Source organism: Salinimicrobium sp. TH3 (genome assembly GCF_026676115.1).
In the GTDB taxonomy this organism is placed as follows: domain Bacteria; phylum Bacteroidota; class Bacteroidia; order Flavobacteriales; family Flavobacteriaceae; genus Salinimicrobium.
This window is the reverse complement of the sequence record NZ_JAPONB010000013.1, coordinates 33,744-52,244: the sequence shown is the minus strand read 5'-3', so window position 1 is coordinate 52,244 and position 18,501 is coordinate 33,744. Positions and strand designations below refer to the sequence as shown.

18 protein-coding genes are annotated in these 18,501 nt (G+C 40.9%); 6 read left to right on the top strand and 12 right to left on the bottom strand.

Annotated features, from left to right (window positions below; genetic code table 11):
- Positions 1-109 precede the first annotated feature (109 nt).
- From OU683_RS15850 to surE, 4 genes are read right to left on the bottom strand one after another with little or no spacing between them, the layout of a single operon-like run.
- Positions 110-664 carry a C40 family peptidase gene (locus tag OU683_RS15850; protein ID WP_268140053.1) on the bottom strand — a complete coding sequence of 185 codons (555 nt, stop codon included), beginning with the start codon at positions 662-664 and terminating at the stop codon, positions 110-112.
- Positions 661-1,779: a lipid-A-disaccharide synthase gene (gene lpxB / locus OU683_RS15845; protein WP_268140051.1), complete on the bottom strand. Its 1,119-nt coding sequence runs from the start codon at positions 1,777-1,779 to the stop codon at positions 661-663. The genes OU683_RS15850 and lpxB overlap by 4 nt, the downstream gene beginning before the upstream one ends.
- A 1-nt stretch (position 1,780) precedes the next feature.
- Positions 1,781-2,062, bottom strand: a complete 282-nt coding sequence (locus tag OU683_RS15840; protein WP_268140049.1) for a hypothetical protein — start codon at positions 2,060-2,062, stop codon at positions 1,781-1,783.
- Complete coding sequence (gene surE, locus OU683_RS15835; protein WP_228915861.1) at positions 2,055-2,837, bottom strand: 5'/3'-nucleotidase SurE; 783 nt, start codon at positions 2,835-2,837, stop codon at positions 2,055-2,057. The genes OU683_RS15840 and surE overlap by 8 nt, the downstream gene beginning before the upstream one ends.
- 146 nt (positions 2,838-2,983) lie before the next feature.
- Between surE and OU683_RS15830 the strand changes: the two genes are divergently transcribed.
- Positions 2,984-5,116, top strand: a complete 2,133-nt coding sequence (locus tag OU683_RS15830; protein ID WP_268140089.1) for a carboxy terminal-processing peptidase — start codon at positions 2,984-2,986, stop codon at positions 5,114-5,116.
- A 310-nt stretch (positions 5,117-5,426) separates the two neighbouring features.
- Here OU683_RS15830 and rodA read toward each other — a convergent pair whose 3' ends face one another.
- From rodA to purH, 6 genes are read right to left on the bottom strand one after another with little or no spacing between them, the layout of a single operon-like run.
- On the bottom strand, positions 5,427-6,677 hold the full coding sequence (rodA, locus tag OU683_RS15825) for a rod shape-determining protein RodA (RefSeq protein WP_268140046.1): 1,251 nt from the start codon (positions 6,675-6,677) through the stop codon (positions 5,427-5,429).
- Positions 6,678-6,682: 5 nt separating this feature from the next.
- Positions 6,683-8,596 carry a penicillin-binding protein 2 gene (gene mrdA, locus OU683_RS15820; protein ID WP_268140044.1) on the bottom strand — a complete coding sequence of 638 codons (1,914 nt, stop codon included), beginning with the start codon at positions 8,594-8,596 and terminating at the stop codon, positions 6,683-6,685.
- Positions 8,593-9,099, bottom strand: coding sequence for a rod shape-determining protein MreD (locus OU683_RS15815; RefSeq protein ID WP_228915867.1), 507 nt, complete (start codon positions 9,097-9,099; stop codon positions 8,593-8,595). Before OU683_RS15815 ends, mrdA begins: the two co-directional genes overlap by 4 nt.
- Positions 9,092-9,919, bottom strand: coding sequence for a rod shape-determining protein MreC (mreC, locus tag OU683_RS15810; protein WP_268140040.1), 828 nt, complete (start codon positions 9,917-9,919; stop codon positions 9,092-9,094). The genes OU683_RS15815 and mreC overlap by 8 nt, the downstream gene beginning before the upstream one ends.
- Positions 9,920-9,928: 9 nt before the next feature.
- On the bottom strand, positions 9,929-10,957 hold the full coding sequence (locus OU683_RS15805) for a rod shape-determining protein (RefSeq protein WP_029034217.1): 1,029 nt from the start codon (positions 10,955-10,957) through the stop codon (positions 9,929-9,931).
- 39 nt (positions 10,958-10,996) lie between these two features.
- Positions 10,997-12,523, bottom strand: a complete 1,527-nt coding sequence (gene purH / locus OU683_RS15800; protein WP_268140038.1) for a bifunctional phosphoribosylaminoimidazolecarboxamide formyltransferase/IMP cyclohydrolase — start codon at positions 12,521-12,523, stop codon at positions 10,997-10,999.
- A gap of 147 nt (positions 12,524-12,670) precedes the next feature.
- Between purH and OU683_RS15795 the strand changes: the two genes are divergently transcribed.
- On the top strand, positions 12,671-13,924 hold the full coding sequence (locus OU683_RS15795) for an ABC transporter permease (RefSeq protein ID WP_268140036.1): 1,254 nt from the start codon (positions 12,671-12,673) through the stop codon (positions 13,922-13,924).
- A gap of 78 nt (positions 13,925-14,002) precedes the next feature.
- Positions 14,003-15,322: a serine hydrolase domain-containing protein gene (locus OU683_RS15790; RefSeq protein ID WP_268140034.1), complete on the top strand. Its 1,320-nt coding sequence runs from the start codon at positions 14,003-14,005 to the stop codon at positions 15,320-15,322.
- 94 nt (positions 15,323-15,416) lie between these two features.
- Here the strand turns inward: OU683_RS15790 and OU683_RS15785 are convergent, their stop codons facing one another.
- Positions 15,417-15,872 (bottom strand): GAF domain-containing protein, encoded by a 456-nt coding sequence (locus OU683_RS15785; RefSeq protein ID WP_268140033.1) that lies wholly within the window; start codon positions 15,870-15,872, stop codon positions 15,417-15,419.
- A gap of 87 nt (positions 15,873-15,959) precedes the next feature.
- On the opposite strand from OU683_RS15785, the gene xrtF reads away from it, so the two are divergent.
- Together xrtF and OU683_RS15775 are read left to right on the top strand one after the other, a co-directional pair.
- On the top strand, positions 15,960-16,517 hold the full coding sequence (xrtF, locus tag OU683_RS15780) for an exosortase family protein XrtF (RefSeq protein WP_268140030.1): 558 nt from the start codon (positions 15,960-15,962) through the stop codon (positions 16,515-16,517).
- The gene (locus OU683_RS15775; protein ID WP_268140028.1) at positions 16,501-16,953 is read left to right on the top strand and encodes an exosortase F system-associated membrane protein; all 453 of its coding nucleotides are present in this window, start codon (positions 16,501-16,503) and stop codon (positions 16,951-16,953) included. The genes xrtF and OU683_RS15775 overlap by 17 nt, the downstream gene beginning before the upstream one ends.
- Positions 16,954-16,955: 2 nt before the next feature.
- On the opposite strand, the gene OU683_RS15770 is transcribed toward OU683_RS15775, so the two are convergent.
- Positions 16,956-17,903: an NmrA/HSCARG family protein gene (locus OU683_RS15770; protein ID WP_268140026.1), complete on the bottom strand. Its 948-nt coding sequence runs from the start codon at positions 17,901-17,903 to the stop codon at positions 16,956-16,958.
- A 181-nt stretch (positions 17,904-18,084) separates the two neighbouring features.
- On the opposite strand from OU683_RS15770, the gene OU683_RS15765 reads away from it, so the two are divergent.
- Positions 18,085-18,483, top strand: a complete 399-nt coding sequence (locus OU683_RS15765; protein WP_442800859.1) for an HYC_CC_PP family protein — start codon at positions 18,085-18,087, stop codon at positions 18,481-18,483.
- Positions 18,484-18,501 lie beyond the last annotated feature (18 nt).

Here is an 18,501-nt window from a genome sequence, read left to right as displayed (position 1 = left end):
TAATTCCAGAAAAAATCCGCTGCAAATTCCCAGAAGCAGCAAAAGGGTGAGCCGAATTATTGCAGTGTTCAAACTATTATTGATCAGGTGTTTACCCGAAGATAATAATTTAAAGTATGCGGCGGGCCATCACAAAATGTTCGCGCCAATAGGTCTCCTCAAGACCCGAAATGATCACCCCGCGGGAAGAGCTGGAATGAATGAAAAGGATCTTGTCATCATCCAGTTGTACCACCAGGCCAACATGATTTATGTTCTTACTACGCCTGTCGGTCTTAAAAAACAACAGATCCCCGGTTCTTACCTGTGGAAGATCGAGTTCCTCGCCCAATAATGCCATATCCCGGGAGGAGCGTGGCAATTCAATATTATTTTCTAAAAAACAGGTATAAACCAGGCCGGAGCAGTCCATGCCCTGGGTAGTGGTGCCACCGTATTTATAACTTGTTCCCAAAAATTGGAATGCGTAATCTACAATACTGAAGGTTTCCTCTGGAAGGGCTTCTATCGTCTCTTCATCGGGATCGTAAAAATCGGGAAGCGCCGCATAAGTCTGTTGTCTTTCGGGAGGTATTTGCTGCTGATGTGCTGAAGTGTTTTTTTGGGTCCCACAGGAGGTTAAGAAAACCACGAGTAGCAAGAATGAGAACTTCCAGATCTTCATGAAGCAGAAATTTTTTCAAAAATAAGCTGCGCTGTCTTTTCACTTGCCCCTTTGCCTCCTAATTTTTGCTCCAGTTCGTGATAATCTGCAAAGACCTTTTTTCTATGTTCCCCGTCCAGAATTTTGGAAAGTTCCTTTTTAAGATTAGGCCGGTTAAAGTCATTTTGAATAAGTTCCTTGACCACTTCCCGCTCCATGATAAGATTTACCAGGGAGATATACTCTAAATTGATAACCCGTTTTGCGATTTGATAGGATATAAAATTGCCTTTGTAACAAACAACTTCCGGCACCTTAAGAAGGGCAGTTTCAAGGGTAGCTGTACCCGATGTTACCAGGGCAGCAGTGGATATTTCAAGAACATCATAAGTGCGGTTCATTACCAGGTGTACATTTTTCTTCTTGATGAACGGCCGGTAAAACTCCTCTTCCTGGCTGGGTGCTCCTGCGATGACGAACTGATAATCTTTAAAATCTTCGGTAACACTAAGCATGATCTTCAGCATTTTGGAGATCTCCTGTTTTCGGCTTCCGGGGAGAACGGCGATCACAGGCCGGTCATCCAAGCCGTGTTCGACTCTTGTTTTTTTGATATCTGCGGGAGTGCGATCTGCAATGGCGTCTATGAGAGGATGACCAACAAAATTTACTTTGTAGTCATGCTTGTTCTCATAAAACTCTTTCTCAAAAGGCAGGATCACATACATTTCATCGATATCCCGCTGAATGTCCTTTATCCTGTTCTCTTTCCAGGCCCAAATTTGCGGAGAGATATAAAAATGGGTTTTGTAGCCTTCATGATGCGCCCATTTGGCAATTCGCAAATTAAAGCCGGGATAGTCCACAAAAATGATGACGTGGGGAGCCCAATCTTTAATATCATTTTTACAGAAGGAAATGTTGCGTAGAATTGTACGCAGGTTCATAATGACTTCGGCAAAACCCATGAATGCGAGGTCGCGATAGTGTCTCACGGGAGTGCCGCCTTCGGCCTGCATTAAATCCCCTCCCCAAAACCTGAATTGGGCTTCGGGATCGGTCTTCTTTAAAGCCTTCATGAGGTTTGCCGCATGTAGGTCTCCCGAAGCTTCTCCTGCAATAATATAATACTTCATATTAAGTGAGCTTAATTATGGCAATGACTACTGCAGCAAGAATCGAGGCCATTAAAACTCCACGGGCACGATAGATCTTTTCTTTTTTCAAAAAATAGAAAAATGGGAGGAAATTTAGAATGGCCCCCGCGGTTATAAGCGTGCCGATAAATCCACCGCGCCATGATTCCTGAAGTGTTTCCCATACCGGTAAATCTGAAAAAATCAGGATATAAATTAGCATCCCAGTTAGGTTTGCAGCTATGCCTGTTAAAAAACCAATAAAGATCTCTTTTTTAATCATTGAGGTCCCAGGTATTTAGATCTCTTAGGAATTGATGGGCCGTGAGATCAAATTGTACAGGTACGACAGAAACATATCCTTGTGAAAGGGCATACTCGTCACTGTCTTCTCCCTCGTCTTCATTAATAAATTTTCCTGAAAGCCAGTAATAATCGCGGCCCTGTGGATTTGTTCTTTTATCAAATTCTTCTTCCCATCGTGCATTTGCCTGCCGGCAGACTTTTATTCCCTTGATCTCCGATTCCTTTAACTTCGGAAGGTTTACGTTTAGGACCACCCCTTTTGGGAGGCCGTGTTTTAGGACCTGTCGGGTAATTCGTTTTATAAACTTCTTACAGGGTTCGAAATCGGCATTTAAGGAATAATCCAAAAGAGAAAAGCCTATTGCGGGGATCCCTTCAATTCCTGCTTCCACCGCAGCACTCATGGTGCCAGAATAAATTACATTAATGGAAGAGTTGGAACCATGGTTTACACCACTCACACAAAGATCGGGTTTGCGGTGAAGGATTTCCTGGGTTGCGATCTTGACACAATCGGCAGGAGTACCCGAGCAACTGTATTCCTTGTGCTTGTAAGTTTCCTTGACAGTGATTTGATCACAAAAGAGGGTGTCGCTAATGGTAATGGCGTGTCCCATTCCACTCTGCGGACTATCGGGTGCTACCACGATTACATCTCCCAGCTGCTTCATTACATCTATTAAGGCTCTTATTCCGGGAGCCGTAATTCCGTCATCATTGGTTACTAAGATCAGCGGTTTTTCCTGAGACATTTATGAAAAATTTATGGCTGCTAAAATAAATTAATTTCCTGAGGAAAGACTTATATTCGTAAATTAACAAAAAAGGAGAAGACTATAGAAGTTGGCATAGTTTTTACTGTATTACAGGTATACTAATGACGAAAATTCAATCCATGATGAAAAGGAACTATAAACTACTGGTGCTGGTTTTGCTGTTTGCTGCGGCTTCTTGCAGTTTTACCACAAAGACATTCAACGACCCCAATAAAGATAAAACCTTAATTGAATTGATATCGTACGTTCTTAAAAATGGACATTATGATGCCAAGGAAATAGATGATTCCTTTTCTGCTGAGGTTTATAAAGATTACCTCGAGGCTCTTGATCCTCTAAAGAGATATTTCTACGCCAGTGATATTGAAGAATTCCAGAAGTATGAAACCCTTATTGATGACCAGATAAAAAACAGTGAGATCAACTTCTTCGACCTTACTCATACCCGTTTGTTAGAACGTATGGCCGAAGCCGAAGAGATCTACGAAGAAGTTCTTGATAAGCCTTTCAATTTCAATAAAAATGAGGCGCTGGATACAGATTATAGTAAAAGAGGCTATGTTACCTCTAAAGAAGAAATGAAGGAAAGATGGAGAAAGCAGCTTAAGTTTTCGGCCATTTCAAATTTTTACGATAAAAAGAAAGAGCAGGAGCGTGAATTGAAGAATGATCCAGATTATGCTGTAAAGACAGATGCTCAACTTGAAGAGGAAGCCCGGGAGTTAACCAGGAATTCTCTAAATGAATATTTTGATTTTAGTGATGACCTAGAAAGGAAAGATTGGTTTTCTGTCTATGTTAATGCTATTGTAGAGGAGTTTGATCCACACACTTTTTATTTTGCACCTCAGGACAAAGATCGTTTCGATATGGCCATGAGTGGAAAGCTGGAAGGTATTGGTGCCCGTCTTCAAAAGAAAAATGATAATGTTAAGATCGTTGAAGTGATATCTGGAGGACCGGCTTGGAGAGGCGAAGAAGTAGAAGTTGGGGATGAGATCATCAAAGTGAAGCAGGAAGACGAGAAAGAAGCTGTAAGTGTTGTAGGAATGCGTCTTGACGATGCAGTTAATTTGATCAAAGGCCCAAAAGGATCTAAAGTAACCCTTACCCTTAAAAAGGTTGATGGGACAATCCAGGAAGTAGATATTATTCGGGATGTGGTAGAAATAGAAGAAACTTATGCCAAGGCGGCTAAAGTGGAAAAAAATGGCCGTGTATATGGAGTGATCAACCTACCGAAGTTCTATTTTGATATGGAAGATTATTCCGAAAGAAACGCAGCTTCCGATGTTAAGAAGGAGATCATAAGACTTAAAAAAGAAGGAATGGACGGGCTTGTGCTTGACCTTAGGAACAATGGAGGAGGATCCTTAAAAACTGTTGTGGATATCGCCGGTTTATTCATTAAAGAAGGTCCTATTGTACAGGTTAAATCCAAACTGGAGGGTCAGGAGATATTAAAGGATAATGATTCCTCAATCCTTTGGGATGGTCCATTGGTAATACTTGTGAATGAACTTTCGGCCTCGGCTTCAGAAATTCTTGCAGCCGCAATGCAGGATTACAAGAGAGCAGTGATCATTGGGAGTAAACAAACCTATGGAAAGGGAACAGTGCAAAATGTGCTTGACCTTAACCGATGGGTGAGAAATAATGATCTTGGAGATCTTGGAGCTTTGAAAATGACTACCCAGAAATTCTATAGGGTGAACGGAGGTTCAACTCAATTAGAAGGTGTTAAAAGTGATGTTGTGGTGCCAGATCGTTATTCTTTCATTGACATAGGGGAGAAAGACCAGAAGAATCCTCTGCCATGGGATCAAATTGAAGCGGCATCTTTTGAGCCGTGGGATGGTTATATTGATTTTGAGGAGACATTATCCAACAGCCAAAAAAGGATGGAAGATAATAAAAATATTGAGCTAATAAAGCAGAACGCCGAATGGATTAGAGACCAGCGTAATAGCACTTCTTTCCCACTTAATTATGCCGAATATAGCAGGGAGATGGAACTTAATGAAGAGCAGGCTAAGAAATTTGATGAAATTTCTGAGTATGAGTCTGACCTAAGTTTTGAGTCTCTTCCTTATGAAAAGGAATTGTTCGAGCTAGATACCGTGCTTGCTCAAAAGAGAGAAAGATGGCACAAGAACTTAAGGAGTGATATTTATATGGAAGAGGCTGTTCATGTTCTGGAGGACATGAAGATGAATAACATCAAGAAGTCAAGTCTGGCCGATATTAAAAAATAAGAAGAAGATAAATTTAGATTTTAAAAAGGGCTTTTTTAAAGCCCTTTTTTTTATGCTTTATCTGTATTTAGAACTAATCTCCATAGAAGATAGAACGGGTAGGAATATTTATATCCAGCAGCCTTACAAAGAATGGCATTAGACCCAACGGGAAGAGAAAAAAGAGGGGATTTTAGGCAGGTTTAAAATAGCCGCCAATTCTGGAAATATCCGCTTCACTGCGGTCAGAATTTAATCTTATTTGCTTTATCAAATTAGGATTTTAAGACCTTGTGGTGCTTGTTAAACAGTTTAGGGTACTATCTGTAACCTACCAGAAGGACATTCTATCAGAATCCAACTTGATGAAAATGAAGAGAAGTATTGTGAACCCCCATAGTCCCGAACCTCCGTAGCTAAAGAATGGTAATGGTATTCCCACCGTTGGGAAGATGCCTATAACCATTCCAATATTTACAAAAAAGTGGACAAAAAGTATCCCTGCTACACTGTAACCATAAACCCGGTTAAATTGGGATTTCTGCCTTTCGGCCATGTGGATGATCCTTAGCATTAAGAAGATAAACAGGAAGATAACCACTGAGCTTCCCACAAAACCCCATTCCTCCCCTACGGTGCTAAATATATAATCTGTATGTTGTTCAGGAACGAAATTTCCTTTTGTTTGGGTGCCTTCTGTCCATCCTTTGCCAAACCAGCTTCCACTGCCAATCGCAATCTCACTCTGGTTGGTATTGTAGCCTATCCCGCGGTTATCTACTTCTTTCCCAAGAACAATATTGAACCGGTCGCGGTGACGCTGTTCAAAGATATTTTGAAAGATGTAATCTACCGAGAAGGAAAGAGCTACAGCCATGATGAGGATGCTCAGATAAACAATAATTCCCGGTTTCTTTCTCTTTCTGAAGAAATACAGGAAGATTACCACTGCAGTCGCACCAATAGAAACCCAGATAGGACTAAACACAAGCGTTAGAACAAACACCAGCACCCCTATTGTACCTGCGATTAAATAAACTCCTGAAAGTCCTTCCCTGTAAAGCGGAAAGAAAAATGCGGCATAGACCATGGCACTCCCTGCATCGGGCTGGGGAAGAATGATCAAAGCAGGCAGGGCAATTATTACAAACGCCTTAAATTGGTCAGACAGGTCGCGGATGTTCGTTTGAATATCACTTATAAACTTGGAAAGGGCCAGTGCTGTGGCCACCTTGGCAAATTCTGCCGGCTGTAAGGAAAAGCTTCCGAAGGCATACCAGGAAGTAGCGCCATTAATGGTCTTTCCGAAGAAAAAGAGGCCCAGGATGGAAATTAAGGAAATGATATAGATGACACTTGCGAAACGTTCATAGAATTTCGCTTCCAGGGAGAGAAGAATCACTATTAAAAGTACGCTTAAAAGGATCCATAACAATTGTCTTCCATAGATTTGGCCGAATTCGAACGCAGAAGAGGCAGTATCATCAAGTGAAGCCGAATAAATATTAACCCACCCAATTGTTACCAGTAAGAAATAAATAAGAATAGTAAGCCAGTCGAACTGGGAAATTGTCTTGGGCATAGTTGTTAATTAATTCTTTTGGGCTTCTTTTCAACCCAGCCATATTTTTTACCGTCATTGATCAAGAACGGTTCTCCGCTATATGGTTTCATGTATTCGTCTTTGAGACTGTTTTTAAGGATCCAGTCCTCCATATCTTTTCGGGTAATTTCACCTTTAATGTATTTTTCTATCATTAAACCGGCAATTCGACCTGCGTACCTACCTCCCCAGTATCCATTTTCTACAAAAACTGCAATGGCTATTTTAGGGTTGTCAACAGGTGCAAAGGCTATAAAAATAGAATGGTCGGTGAGTTGCATTCTTTTACCGTCTACTTTGGTGAAGTTTTCGGCAGTACCTGTTTTTCCGGCGATTTCTATCCCGGGGATTTGAAGTGCAGCCGCAGTACCTGCTTTGTAAACCTGGTGCATACCTTCCACAACAGGCTCAAAATGCTCGGGATCAATTGTGGTATACTTCTTTTGGGTAAATTCCTCTTCCTTTAGCGGGGAGCCCTCAACTTCCTTGAGGATATGCGGAGTATAGAACCACCCCCTGTTTGCAATCGCAGCCGTCATGTTTGCCAGTTGTATAGGGGTCATTAGAACTTCTCCCTGTCCAATGGCATTAGAAAGTGTGGCTGTTGAAAACCATTTGTAGGTAGGGTAGTCGTAAATCTTATTATAATATTCCGAAGTCGGGATCTTCCCGGGACGACCTGTGGAAAGATCGGAGCCAAGATAGTTTCCCAGCCCAAAGCTTTTTAAATGTCCCGCCCAGGCATCTACTCCTCCCTGCGGAGTAGGATATTTTTCAATAATTCTTCTGTAGACGTTGGCAAAGTAGGCATTACAGGATTGGGCAATCCCGGGAACCATATCCAACGGACTGGCATGAGCATGACAACCCATTTTGCGGCCTCTCCCATAGAAATAGCCTCCATTACAGGAGAAACGGTCGCCGGTATTAACTACTCCCTCCTGTAAAGCGATAAGGGCATTTATGGTCTTAAAAGGCGATCCAGGTGGATATTCTGCCAAAAGCCCCCGATCATAAAGAGGGTTATTAATAGAATCAAGCCATAGCTTGGTGAAATTCTCAGATCTTTTACGGCCTACCAGGTCGGCGGGATCATAGTTCGGGGCTGTTACCATGGCCAGGATCTCTCCTGTTGCCGGTTCAATAGCAACAATACCACCTCTCTTGTTTTCCATGAGAAGCTCCCCATATTGCTGAAGCTCGGAATCAATGGTGATTTTTATGTCTTTTCCTTTTTTTGGAAGGGTGTCATAAATACCTTCTTTATAGGGCCCAATGTCACGATTAAACCGGTCCTTTTGTATGTATTTTACTCCTTTTACGCCTCGTAGTAATTCTTCGTAATAACCTTCAATGCCCTGGCGTCCTATTAGGTCTCCGGAAAGGTAATAAGAATTTTCGTTTACGATACGCTGGTTAACTTCGGTTATGTATCCAAGGACATTAGCCCCGTGTTCTGTATAGTAATCGCGTAAGGATCGCTTTTGGATATAGAAACCTTCATATTTCCGCATTTTTTCAGCCAGATAAGCGTACTCACCTTTTGTGAGCTGTGGAATTACTACCGATGGCAGGCGAGGGGAATAAATTTTAGCTTTATCCAGCCGCTCTACTAACTGTTCGGTAGATATGCTAAGAATATTACATAGCTCCGTGGTATCAAAGGGTTTCAAGTTACGGGGAATGACCATTACGTCATATGAGGGCTGGTTGGAAACAAGAAGCTCTCCATTACGATCAAATATAAAACCTCTCTGCGGGTAATCATAAACAACTTTTATAGCATTGTTCTCTGAGAGGCCTACAAAAGAATCATCCATCACTTGCAGGTAGAAAAGCCTGGCCAGGAAAATAATCCCGGAGGTGATAACTATGATGTAAAGTAAGACTTTTCTCATCTGGATCGTTTATTGAATAATGCAAGCGTTAGAAAAACAAGAATTATTGTAAACACTGCCGAAAAAAATGTTTTTTTAAGAAGTAACAATAAATGTGCAAAATTGAAAAATTCCAACAAAAACAATACAAAATGATGAACAAGTACAAGGATCAATACGTAACTTAATCGTGATCCCGGTTGGGTACTGGAAAATTTAATGGTTTGATAGTCATAGCTCACTCCAAAAGAAAACCGAAGGATTGCCGGCCGAATGTAGGCAGCTACGACGCATGCTGCAGCATTTATGCCGCCGCTATCTTCAAAAATATCTACTCCCCAACCCAGGAGAAAGCTAAGGAATATAAAAAGAGTTTGATTAGCATTGAAAGGGTACAAAAGAATAAAGAGAACGTATAGGTAAGGATTGATATAACCCAAAAAATTAATATTATTCAACAACAGCACCTGTACTAATAACAGCAATACAAATCGAAGGGTGTTAGTGAAAATTACACTATTCATCTTTAGTAAGATTTTGAAGGGCTCTTATTTCACTCTGACTTGTATTTTCAATAATGTAAACATATCCAATGTTAGTCATGTCATTGAACAGTTGGATATCGATATTATAGTAGCTCTCGCTCTGGTCCAGTGAGAAATTCTTCACGGCACCTATAGGTATGCCTTTGGGAAAGATAAGAGAGCGTCCTCCCGTAATAATGGTGTCTCCTTCGGCTAAAGGTGCAACCGATGGTACATCGGTTAATTGCACTACGGCGGGATCTTCTCCATTCCATACCAATGTCCCAAAATGGTTGGAGCGTTTCAACTGCGCGTTTATTCTTGAATTAGAATTGAGGATCGAAATTACTGTGGAATAATTTGGGGAAACGTTCTCCACGATTCCCACGATTCCCTTACTTGTAACTACGCCCATATCTCTCTCAATTCCATCACGGGCCCCACTTTTAATTGTGAGGTAATTGTCTATTTTAGCGTAATTGTTATTAATGACTTCAGATGCTCTAAAAATGTAATCGGCATCAAAACTACTGGTGTCTTTATAGGTCTCGATCTCCAGAGAATCTTCATACCCGGCAAGGCGGGTGCGGAGTCTTTCATTCTCTTCAAGTAAACGTAAATTGTATTGTTCAAGATGAAAATAGCTGTTGATGTTGCTTGTCCAGCTGTAGATGCCGCCGCTCATGAAATTGGCAGAGCTAATAAATTTACTTTTTTGATAAGAGTGTGACTGGATGGTCAAAAACAGGGAAAAGGTTAGCAGCAATAAGAATAGAATATTGTTCTTATTGCGAATAAGAAAATTAATTATTTGCTGCATAAGCTAGTCCTACTTTATCAAGATCCCCTTGTAACGATGAAGGGTTTTCAGGCAAATACCCGTTCCGCGAACCACTGCCCGTAAAGGATCTTCGGCAATATAAACCGGAAGATCGGTCTTTTGTGATAATCTCTTGTCCAGTCCACGCAACATCGATCCTCCACCGGCTAAATATATCCCGGTGTTGTAAATGTCGGCTGCAAGTTCCGGCGGAGTCTGTGAAAGGGTTTCCATCACGGCATCCTCGATCCTTAAAATCGATTTATCAAGGGCTTTGGCAATCTCCCGGTAGGAAATATTCACCTGCTTGGGCTTTCCTGTTAGAAGATCCCTTCCCTGAACGTTCATTTCATCTGGTGGTACCTCAAGATCTTCGGTAGCAGCACCAATCTGGATTTTTATTTTTTCAGCAGTACGCTCTCCAACATAAAGGTTGTGTTGTGTACGCATGTAATAAACGATGTCATTTGTAAAAACGTCTCCTGCGATCTTAACCGATTTATCACACACAATTCCTCCAAGGGCTATCACTGCGATTTCGGTAGTACCACCACCTATATCCACGATCATGTTCCCTTTTGGTTGCATAATATCCACTCCAATTCCAATAGCAGCAGCCATTGGTTCATGTATTAAATACACCTCTTTCCCATTAACTCTTTCGGCACTTTCCTTTACCGCACGCATCTCCACTTCAGTAATTCCAGAAGGGATACAGATCACCATTCTCAAAGCGGGGGTGAACATCTTCTTTTTAAGTGCAGGAATCTCCCTAATGAACATGGTAAGCATTTTTTCAGATGCATCAAAATCGGCAATTACCCCGTCCTTTAATGGTCGAATAGTTTTGATATTCTCATGGGTTTTTCCCTGCATCATCGCAGCTTCCTTCCCAACGGCAATGATCTTACCGGTAGTACGGTGGCGGGCCACGATAGAAGGACTGTCAACCACAACCTTATCGTTATGGATAATAAGTGTATTGGCAGTTCCTAAATCTATAGCTATTTCTTCAGTGAGAAAGTCGAAAAATCCCATTTTTAGTCGATTAGTTGAGGTTTGGTAAATGTAATAAAATTAATGTTTAAAATGTCTTGTGCCGGTCATTACCATAGCAAGATTGTTCTCGTTGCAATAGTCTATACTTAGTTGATCCTTAATAGATCCACCCGGCTGAATTACAGCAGTGATCCCGGCTTTGTCAGCAATTTCTACACAATCAGGGAACGGGAAAAAAGCATCACTTGCCATTACCGCTCCTTTAAGGTCAAATTCAAAGGAGTTTGCTTTGTCGATACTCTGTCGAAGGGCATCTACCCTGGAGGTTTGACCGGTACCGCTCGCAAGTAATTGTTTGTTTTTTACCAGGACGATAGTATTTGACTTTGTGTGTTTGCAAATTCTGGAGGCAAACAACAGGTCATTTAACTCCTGTTGTGAAGGTTTATTGTTTGTCGCGTAAGTTAAATCTTCTTCGGAATCTGTTTTTGAATCCCTGTCCTGAACCAAAATTCCATTAAGGCAGGTGCGTACCAGCTTCTCCGGAAGATTTGTTTCCTTCTGAACCAATAATACCCTGTTCTTTTTTCCCTTTAAAATATCCAAAGCTGCTTCGGAATAACCGGGAGCTATAACAACTTCGCAGAACAATTCATGGATCTCCCTGGCAGTAGCTTCATCAATCCCGGTGTTGCTGATCAATATTCCACCGAAAGCTGAAACAGGATCCCCTGCCAAAGCATCTTTATAAGCCTCAAGCAAAGACTCCCTCTGTGCCAGTCCGCAGGCATTGTTGTGCTTTAGAATAGCAAAAGTAGGTGCGTCTTTTTGGAATTCGTTCATAAGGTTGACTGCAGCATCCACGTCCAGCAGATTGTTATATGAAAGCTCCTTACCATGCAGCTTGTCAAACATGGCCGAAAAATCTCCGTAAAAATGCCCTTTTTGATGAGGATTCTCCCCGTATCTTAATTCCTGTCCCCCATTGAAACTTTGTTTGAAGGCCATCTCATCTTCATTGAGATAATCAAAGATCGCCGTATCGTAATGTGAGGAAATATTAAAAGCCTTTGCAGCAAATCTTTTGCGATCCTTAAGGCTGGTTTTTCCGTTGTTGTTTGATATGATCTGTAAAAATTCGGCATAATCATCTACAGATGATACACAGGTCACGTCATTATAATTCTTGGCGGCTGCCCTTATCAGGGAAATCCCGCCAATGTCAATTTTTTCAATAATATCTCCATCTGAAGCACCCGAAGCTACTGTCTTCTCAAAAGGATACAGGTCCACGATCACTATGTCGATCTGCGGGATCTCATATTGCTCAAGTTCAGCTTTATCCTGGGTATTATCACTTCGGTTTAAAATACCTCCAAAAACTTTTGGGTGAAGGGTTTTAACCCGTCCTCCAAGAATGGAAGGATAGGAAGTAATATCCTCAACCGGAACCACATCTATCCCCAGGTCCTTAATAAACTTTTCGGTTCCTCCCGTAGAATAGATGGTGATTCCCAGTTCATTAAGTTTTTTTACTACAGGTTCAAGCCCGTCTTTATTAAAAACTGAAATAAGTGCAGATTTGGCCGATTTGAAGTCGCTCATTATGTTGGTTTTGTTGAGGTTGCAAAAGTAATTATTTCGATATAAAATTAAGGGGCTGCTACCTTTAATTATATAATTATTTTGTAACGAATTTTCAAACCCGGCGTCTTATGGAGTGCAGGTATCTAATAACTCATAAAAACTACGATGTTAATATATTTAAGGGTTCTTAAAGAGAGTTTTTTTTTCGCAATAAGCGCTCTCAAAAACAATAAACTGCGAACCATGTTGTCTCTTCTGGGAGTCACCATTGGGATTTTCTCGATTATTGCTGTACTTGCCGCAGTAGATTCACTGGAGAAGGAAATTAAAGGAAGCCTGAGTTCACTGGATAACCGCACCATGATCCTCACCCGTTTCTCTTTTGGTCCCACCGAGGTGCCTCAATGGAAAAGGGAACAATTCCCCGATGTTAGCTATGAGGAATATGAATATTTGAGCCGCTCTGTACCCGATGTTTCGGCTATGTCTTACGTGCTCAATGTGCCGCCCGAAAATATTAAGTACAGCGATAAAACAGCATCAAACGTTGGTATAGCTGCTGTTTCTTCAGAATATTATGATATTGAAGCCCTTGAGATTGAAGAAGGCCGTTTCTTTAATATGGCCGAATCTGTTAGTGGTACACCTGTCATCGTGCTGGGGCATGATGTTTACGAGAACCTCTTTGGAAACCGCAATGCCCTGGGGCAGCAGGTAAGGCTCTACGGAAGGAAATTTACCGTAATTGGCGTATTGGAAAAGAAGGGGGCAAGCCTTTTTGGTGGCAGTCATGACACAAATGTGTTTGTACCTGTTAATGTTGTAAGGAGGATCTATGGAGGAAGCAACCGCGGCACTTTTCCACAGGTGGTTATCAAACCCGATCCCGATGTTGACAGCAATGAACTTATAGCATATATCTCACAACAGCTCCGAAACTTCAGGGGGTTACGACGCGATGATGTCAACAACTTTTTTGTGAATCAACTGGAAGGTTTTACCGATCTTATCGATAATATGACAGGGCAGCTGAATTTCTTCGGACTTATAATTAGTGGTTTCTCTCTCCTTGTAGGGGGGTTTGGAATAGCTAACATCATGTTTGTTAGTGTAAAAGAACGTACGAACCTTATTGGTATTCAAAAATCTCTCGGAGCCAAGAACAAGTTCATCCTGTTTCAGTTTTTATTTGAAGCCATAATACTTTCTGTTATAGGTGGTCTTATAGGTCTACTCCTGGTGTGGGTCGGTTCTATTGTGGTCTCCCAGTTCACTGGAAGTTTCCAATTCATTCTTTCTTCCTGGAATATGTTTATAGGTACAGCAGTATCGGCAGTCATTGGATTGATTTCGGGAATAGTGCCGGCAATTTCAGCATCAAAACTGGATCCTGTTGAAGCTATTAGAACCGGAATGTGAAAATTTATTATACTTTGTATAACACAATACTATTTTATGTAGATTTATTCTGTCAATCAATCTTTTAATCAATCTAACATGAAAAAATTATTCACATTTCTCGCTTTTATTTGCGTCTCGATAGTTGGGGCGCAGGAATTTGATGTTCAGAAAATGGACAGTCTTTTTGAAGCTGTTGAAGAGAACAACAAGGGGATGGGTAGCTTTGCTATTCATAAGAACGGCAAACCTGTTTACACAAAAAGTATTGGTTATGCCAATATGTCTAAAAATATTAAGTCCCATGTGCGTACCAAATACCGCATTGGTTCAATATCCAAGACATTTACTGCCGCCATGATCCTGCAACTGGTTGAAGAGGGGAAATTGTCGCTGGACACCAAACTTTCAGAATTTTATCCTTCCCTTCCCAATTCAGAAAAGATTTCCATTGAAGATATGCTAAGGCACCAAAGCGGGCTTTTTAATTTCACCAATGAGGAAGCTTACCTGGATTACATGGAGGAGCCTAAATCCAAGGAAGATCTTTTGGCAATATTTAAAGCTCATGAGCCTTCCTTCCAGCCCGGGGAAAAGAACGAATACTCCAATACTAATTACGTGCTGCTTTCTTTCATCCTGCAGGATGTAGAAAATAATAGCTATGCCGGGGTGCTTAAAAAGCGAATTATTGAACCGCTTGAGCTGAAGGATACCTATTACGGCGGAAAAATAAATTCAGATAATGCTGAAGCCTTTTCATACCAAAAGAAAAAGGATTGGAAACCAGCTACCGAAACCGATATGAGTATTCCTATGGGCGCAGGGGCAATAGTTTCCACCCCTTCAGATCTCAATTCCTTTTACACAGCTCTCTTTGAAGGGAAAGTGCTCAAACAAGAAACTTTTGAGCAGATGAAAACTTTCAAAAATGGTTATGGAATGGGGCTTTTTAATTTTCCCTTTAACGACAAAACCCTGTATGGTCACACAGGGGGCATAGACGGGTTTAATTCCATGAGTGCCTACTATCCCGAAGAAGACCTGGCCGTAACTTATATTTCCAACGGTACAGATTTCTCTCCTAATGAGATTGTAATTGGAGCTATGAGTATTTATTGGGGATTGGACTTTACACTTCCTTCTTTTGAGCCTGCCATGGAAGTGCCCGAAGAAAAACTTCAGGAATATACTGGTACTTATGGCAATGAAACCTTCCCGCTAAAGCTGGAGATCTTTGTAGAAGATGGAACTTTGATGGGGCAGGGAACCGGGCAGCCATCTTTTCCTCTTGAAGCTTATGACGAAAACAAGTTCCAGTTCACCCGAGCCGGATTAAAACTGGAATTTGAACCCGAAGCCGATAAAATGATATTGATGCAGGGCGGTGGTACTCATGAATTGACCCGCGAAGAATAGAACGGTAAAGAAACTAAAACAATTGGTGCCAAAAATGACATTTTTGGCACCAATTATTTTTTAGCGTCATGCTAAACTTGTTTCAGCATATTAATTACAGTATCTCTGCTACTTTTTCGTTCACATATTCCAAAAAGCGCTCATCTTCTTCAGTAAAAGGATCTGCGACATTGGAATCAATATCTATTTGACCAATGTTTTCACCGTTTTTGAACAAAGGCACAACAATTTCTGCTTTAACATGAATGCTGCAGGCGATATAATTGTCCTGAGCTTTGACATCGGGTACCACAAAATTTTGGTTGGAGACAGCTACCTGGCCGCAAATGCCTTTTCCGAAGGGAATGATGGTATGATCTGTAGGTTCACCTGCAAAAGGTCCTAGTTTCAATTCATTTTTATCGCCGTTCTTAAAGTAGAAACCAACCCAGGTATAGTAATTAACTTCAGCTTTAAGCAACTCACAAAGTTGGGTAAGACGAGCTTCTACAGAAGCTTTTTCATTGGCAATAATATCTGCGGTCTCTTTTCTTAATTTATCAAATGACATTGTTTACTTTTTTGAGCAAAAGTATTTAAAAATTCAGCTTAGCCTTTGATTTTAAATAAATACTTTTGATGAAACCATAAGCACAATTTGCGCCGCCTTATTCAGAAATACGCCCCGGTAATACGGTTTATTTTCACCTTTTTAGGTGGCTATCTCCTGTTAGCATTGCTGTACAATTTGTACCTGCAAAATTTTGACTGGGGAGAATATTATCCCGATTTTCTTACGCACCTTGTGGCGGTCCAAAGTGAAGCCGTGGTATCTGCTTTTAACTATAATTCGCAAGTAACACCGGGATACCCCGAAACCAACATGCACTTGATGGTCAACGGTAAATTTGTGGCTCGGATTATTGAAGGTTGTAATGCCGCCAGTATTATTATCCTCTTTGTATCTTTTATGTTAGCTTTCTCGGGAAAATTAAAGACTACTTTTTTCTTCACCCTGGCGGGAGTCGTAATTATTTATGTGGTAAATATCTTAAGAATTGCCTTTATGGCCATTGGGATATATGAACTTCCCGAATATGCCCATTTCCTGCACTCTATTGCTTTTCCGTTGGTGATCTATGGAGTTGTTTTCCTTCTTTGGTTACTCTGGATTATTATTTACAGTAAAGAAATTAAATATGAAAGGAGTCGTTAAGATCATTATCATCCTGGGACTTGTGGGGGTGCTGGCGCTTATAAGAGTTTATGAATACAGATTTTTCTACGATCCCTTTATGTATTTTTTCGAACAGGCTTATCAAAGCGGGGAAACGATAGATTTTTCTTTTGAAATGTTTTTTAATGTCTTTTTGCGATTTTCCCTTAATACTCTTGTTTCTCTTTTGATCTTGTGGGTAGCCTTTCAAAGTTGGGGTATCATCAAATTCTCTGGAGTTATTTATCTCACCTTTTTTATAGTGCTTTTTCCGCTTTTTGTTTACTTAATGCATCACGTGCAGCCACAGGATTACCTTGCCGCTTTTTACGTGCGGCGGTTTTTGGCCCATCCACTGCTCATTTTGATTTTGCTTCCGGCTTTTTATTATTACAGGTTGCAGGCTGCTGCAAATCAAAAACTGGATCGCAATTAAGATTAAACTTTCATCTTTTCACGGTTGTTTTGCAACCATTGTTTAAAGCTAAGGAGTTCAGGATCTAACTTCCTGGTATTTTCCACGTCTCTTGCTTTGCAATATTCTCCTTCAAAATCTGCTTTAAACTGGAACATATTTCCAAGATCATCTGCTCCGGGAAAATCAAAGGTTCTATAGACAGCAGGTTCCACAGCATTATACCGGATCTTCTTTCCATAGACTTCCGAAAAAGTCGTGGCCATTTGATCTCCGGTAAGATGTTCCCCGGCAATACCCACACTTTTATTCATGTACTTATCTCCCGCCTTGAAAATTCCGTAGGCACTCTTACCTATATCTTCTGCTGCAATACCAGGGAGTTTCTTATCGGCCATAGGAAAAGTAAGGTAAAGCTCCCCATCCGCGCCTTTTTGAGGAGCCATTCCGAAGTTGATGAAATTATCCCAATAAAAAGAGGTGTGGAGTAAGGTGTAGGGAACCCCGCTGTCTTCAAAATATTTATTTGATTCTCCTTTTGCGTCCAGATGAGGTACTTTATAGTAATTCATGAGGGTTGGCATGCGGTCATCATCTAAAGGAATCCACTTTCTCGTGTCTTCAAGAGTTGACCATATCACATGCTTAATGCCTGCCTCTTTTGCTGCTTCAGCCATATTTTTTGCCTGTTGTTTCTCCTTCTCGGGTGAAAAATGTTCCCAAAAGAAAGTAACACAAAAAGCTCCGTAAGCTCCCTCAAAGGCTTTAACGAGACTCTGCTGGTCATCAAGATCTGCTTCAACTACTTCGGCACCCTTCCGTTTTAATTCCATCGATTTCTCTGAATTTGCGTTTCGGGTTATCGCTCGCACCTTAAAATTGCTTTTCCGATCATTTAAAATCGCATTTACCAGGCTACCACCCTGAGCCCCGGTGGCTCCAACTACAGCAATAATTTTCTGACTTTCCATCTCCTAAACATTTAAACGATTAAGTGTCATAAAGTTATGTCTTGAGGGTGTGAAAAAATTGCTAATTTTTTATCTTTTTTTGCAGCTGACACAATCTTCTGGAAAGAGCAGATCTTGTATAATTATGGAAGACTTTTGTACTTAGCTGCAGATAATTAAAAAATATATACCTTTGTGTTCTGTGAAAAGACTTTTTCAAAAATCCGGATCTTTAATAATGGCATTTTTGGTGCTGTTCTCTACCGTATCTTTTACGGTAGACAAGCATTTCTGCGGTGAAATTCTTGTAGATCAGGCGGTTTTTTCTGAAGCTAAGACCTGCGGAATGCATGGCGATATGTCTACTTCGGCTGAAGATGAATGCTGCGATGAAGAAAAGATTTTGGTGGAAGGCCAAAAGGAATTAAAGATCTCTTTTGATGATCTTGACCTAGATCAACAGGTTTTCCTGTCTTCTTTCACCTTGTCTTATGCTAATCTTTTTGAAGGAGAGCCGCAGGCTTCAACTCCTTTTTTCCATTACAAACCTCCCTTGCTCGTCTATGACATACATTTGCTTGACGAGACTTTCCTTATTTGATATTTAATTTGATTTTTT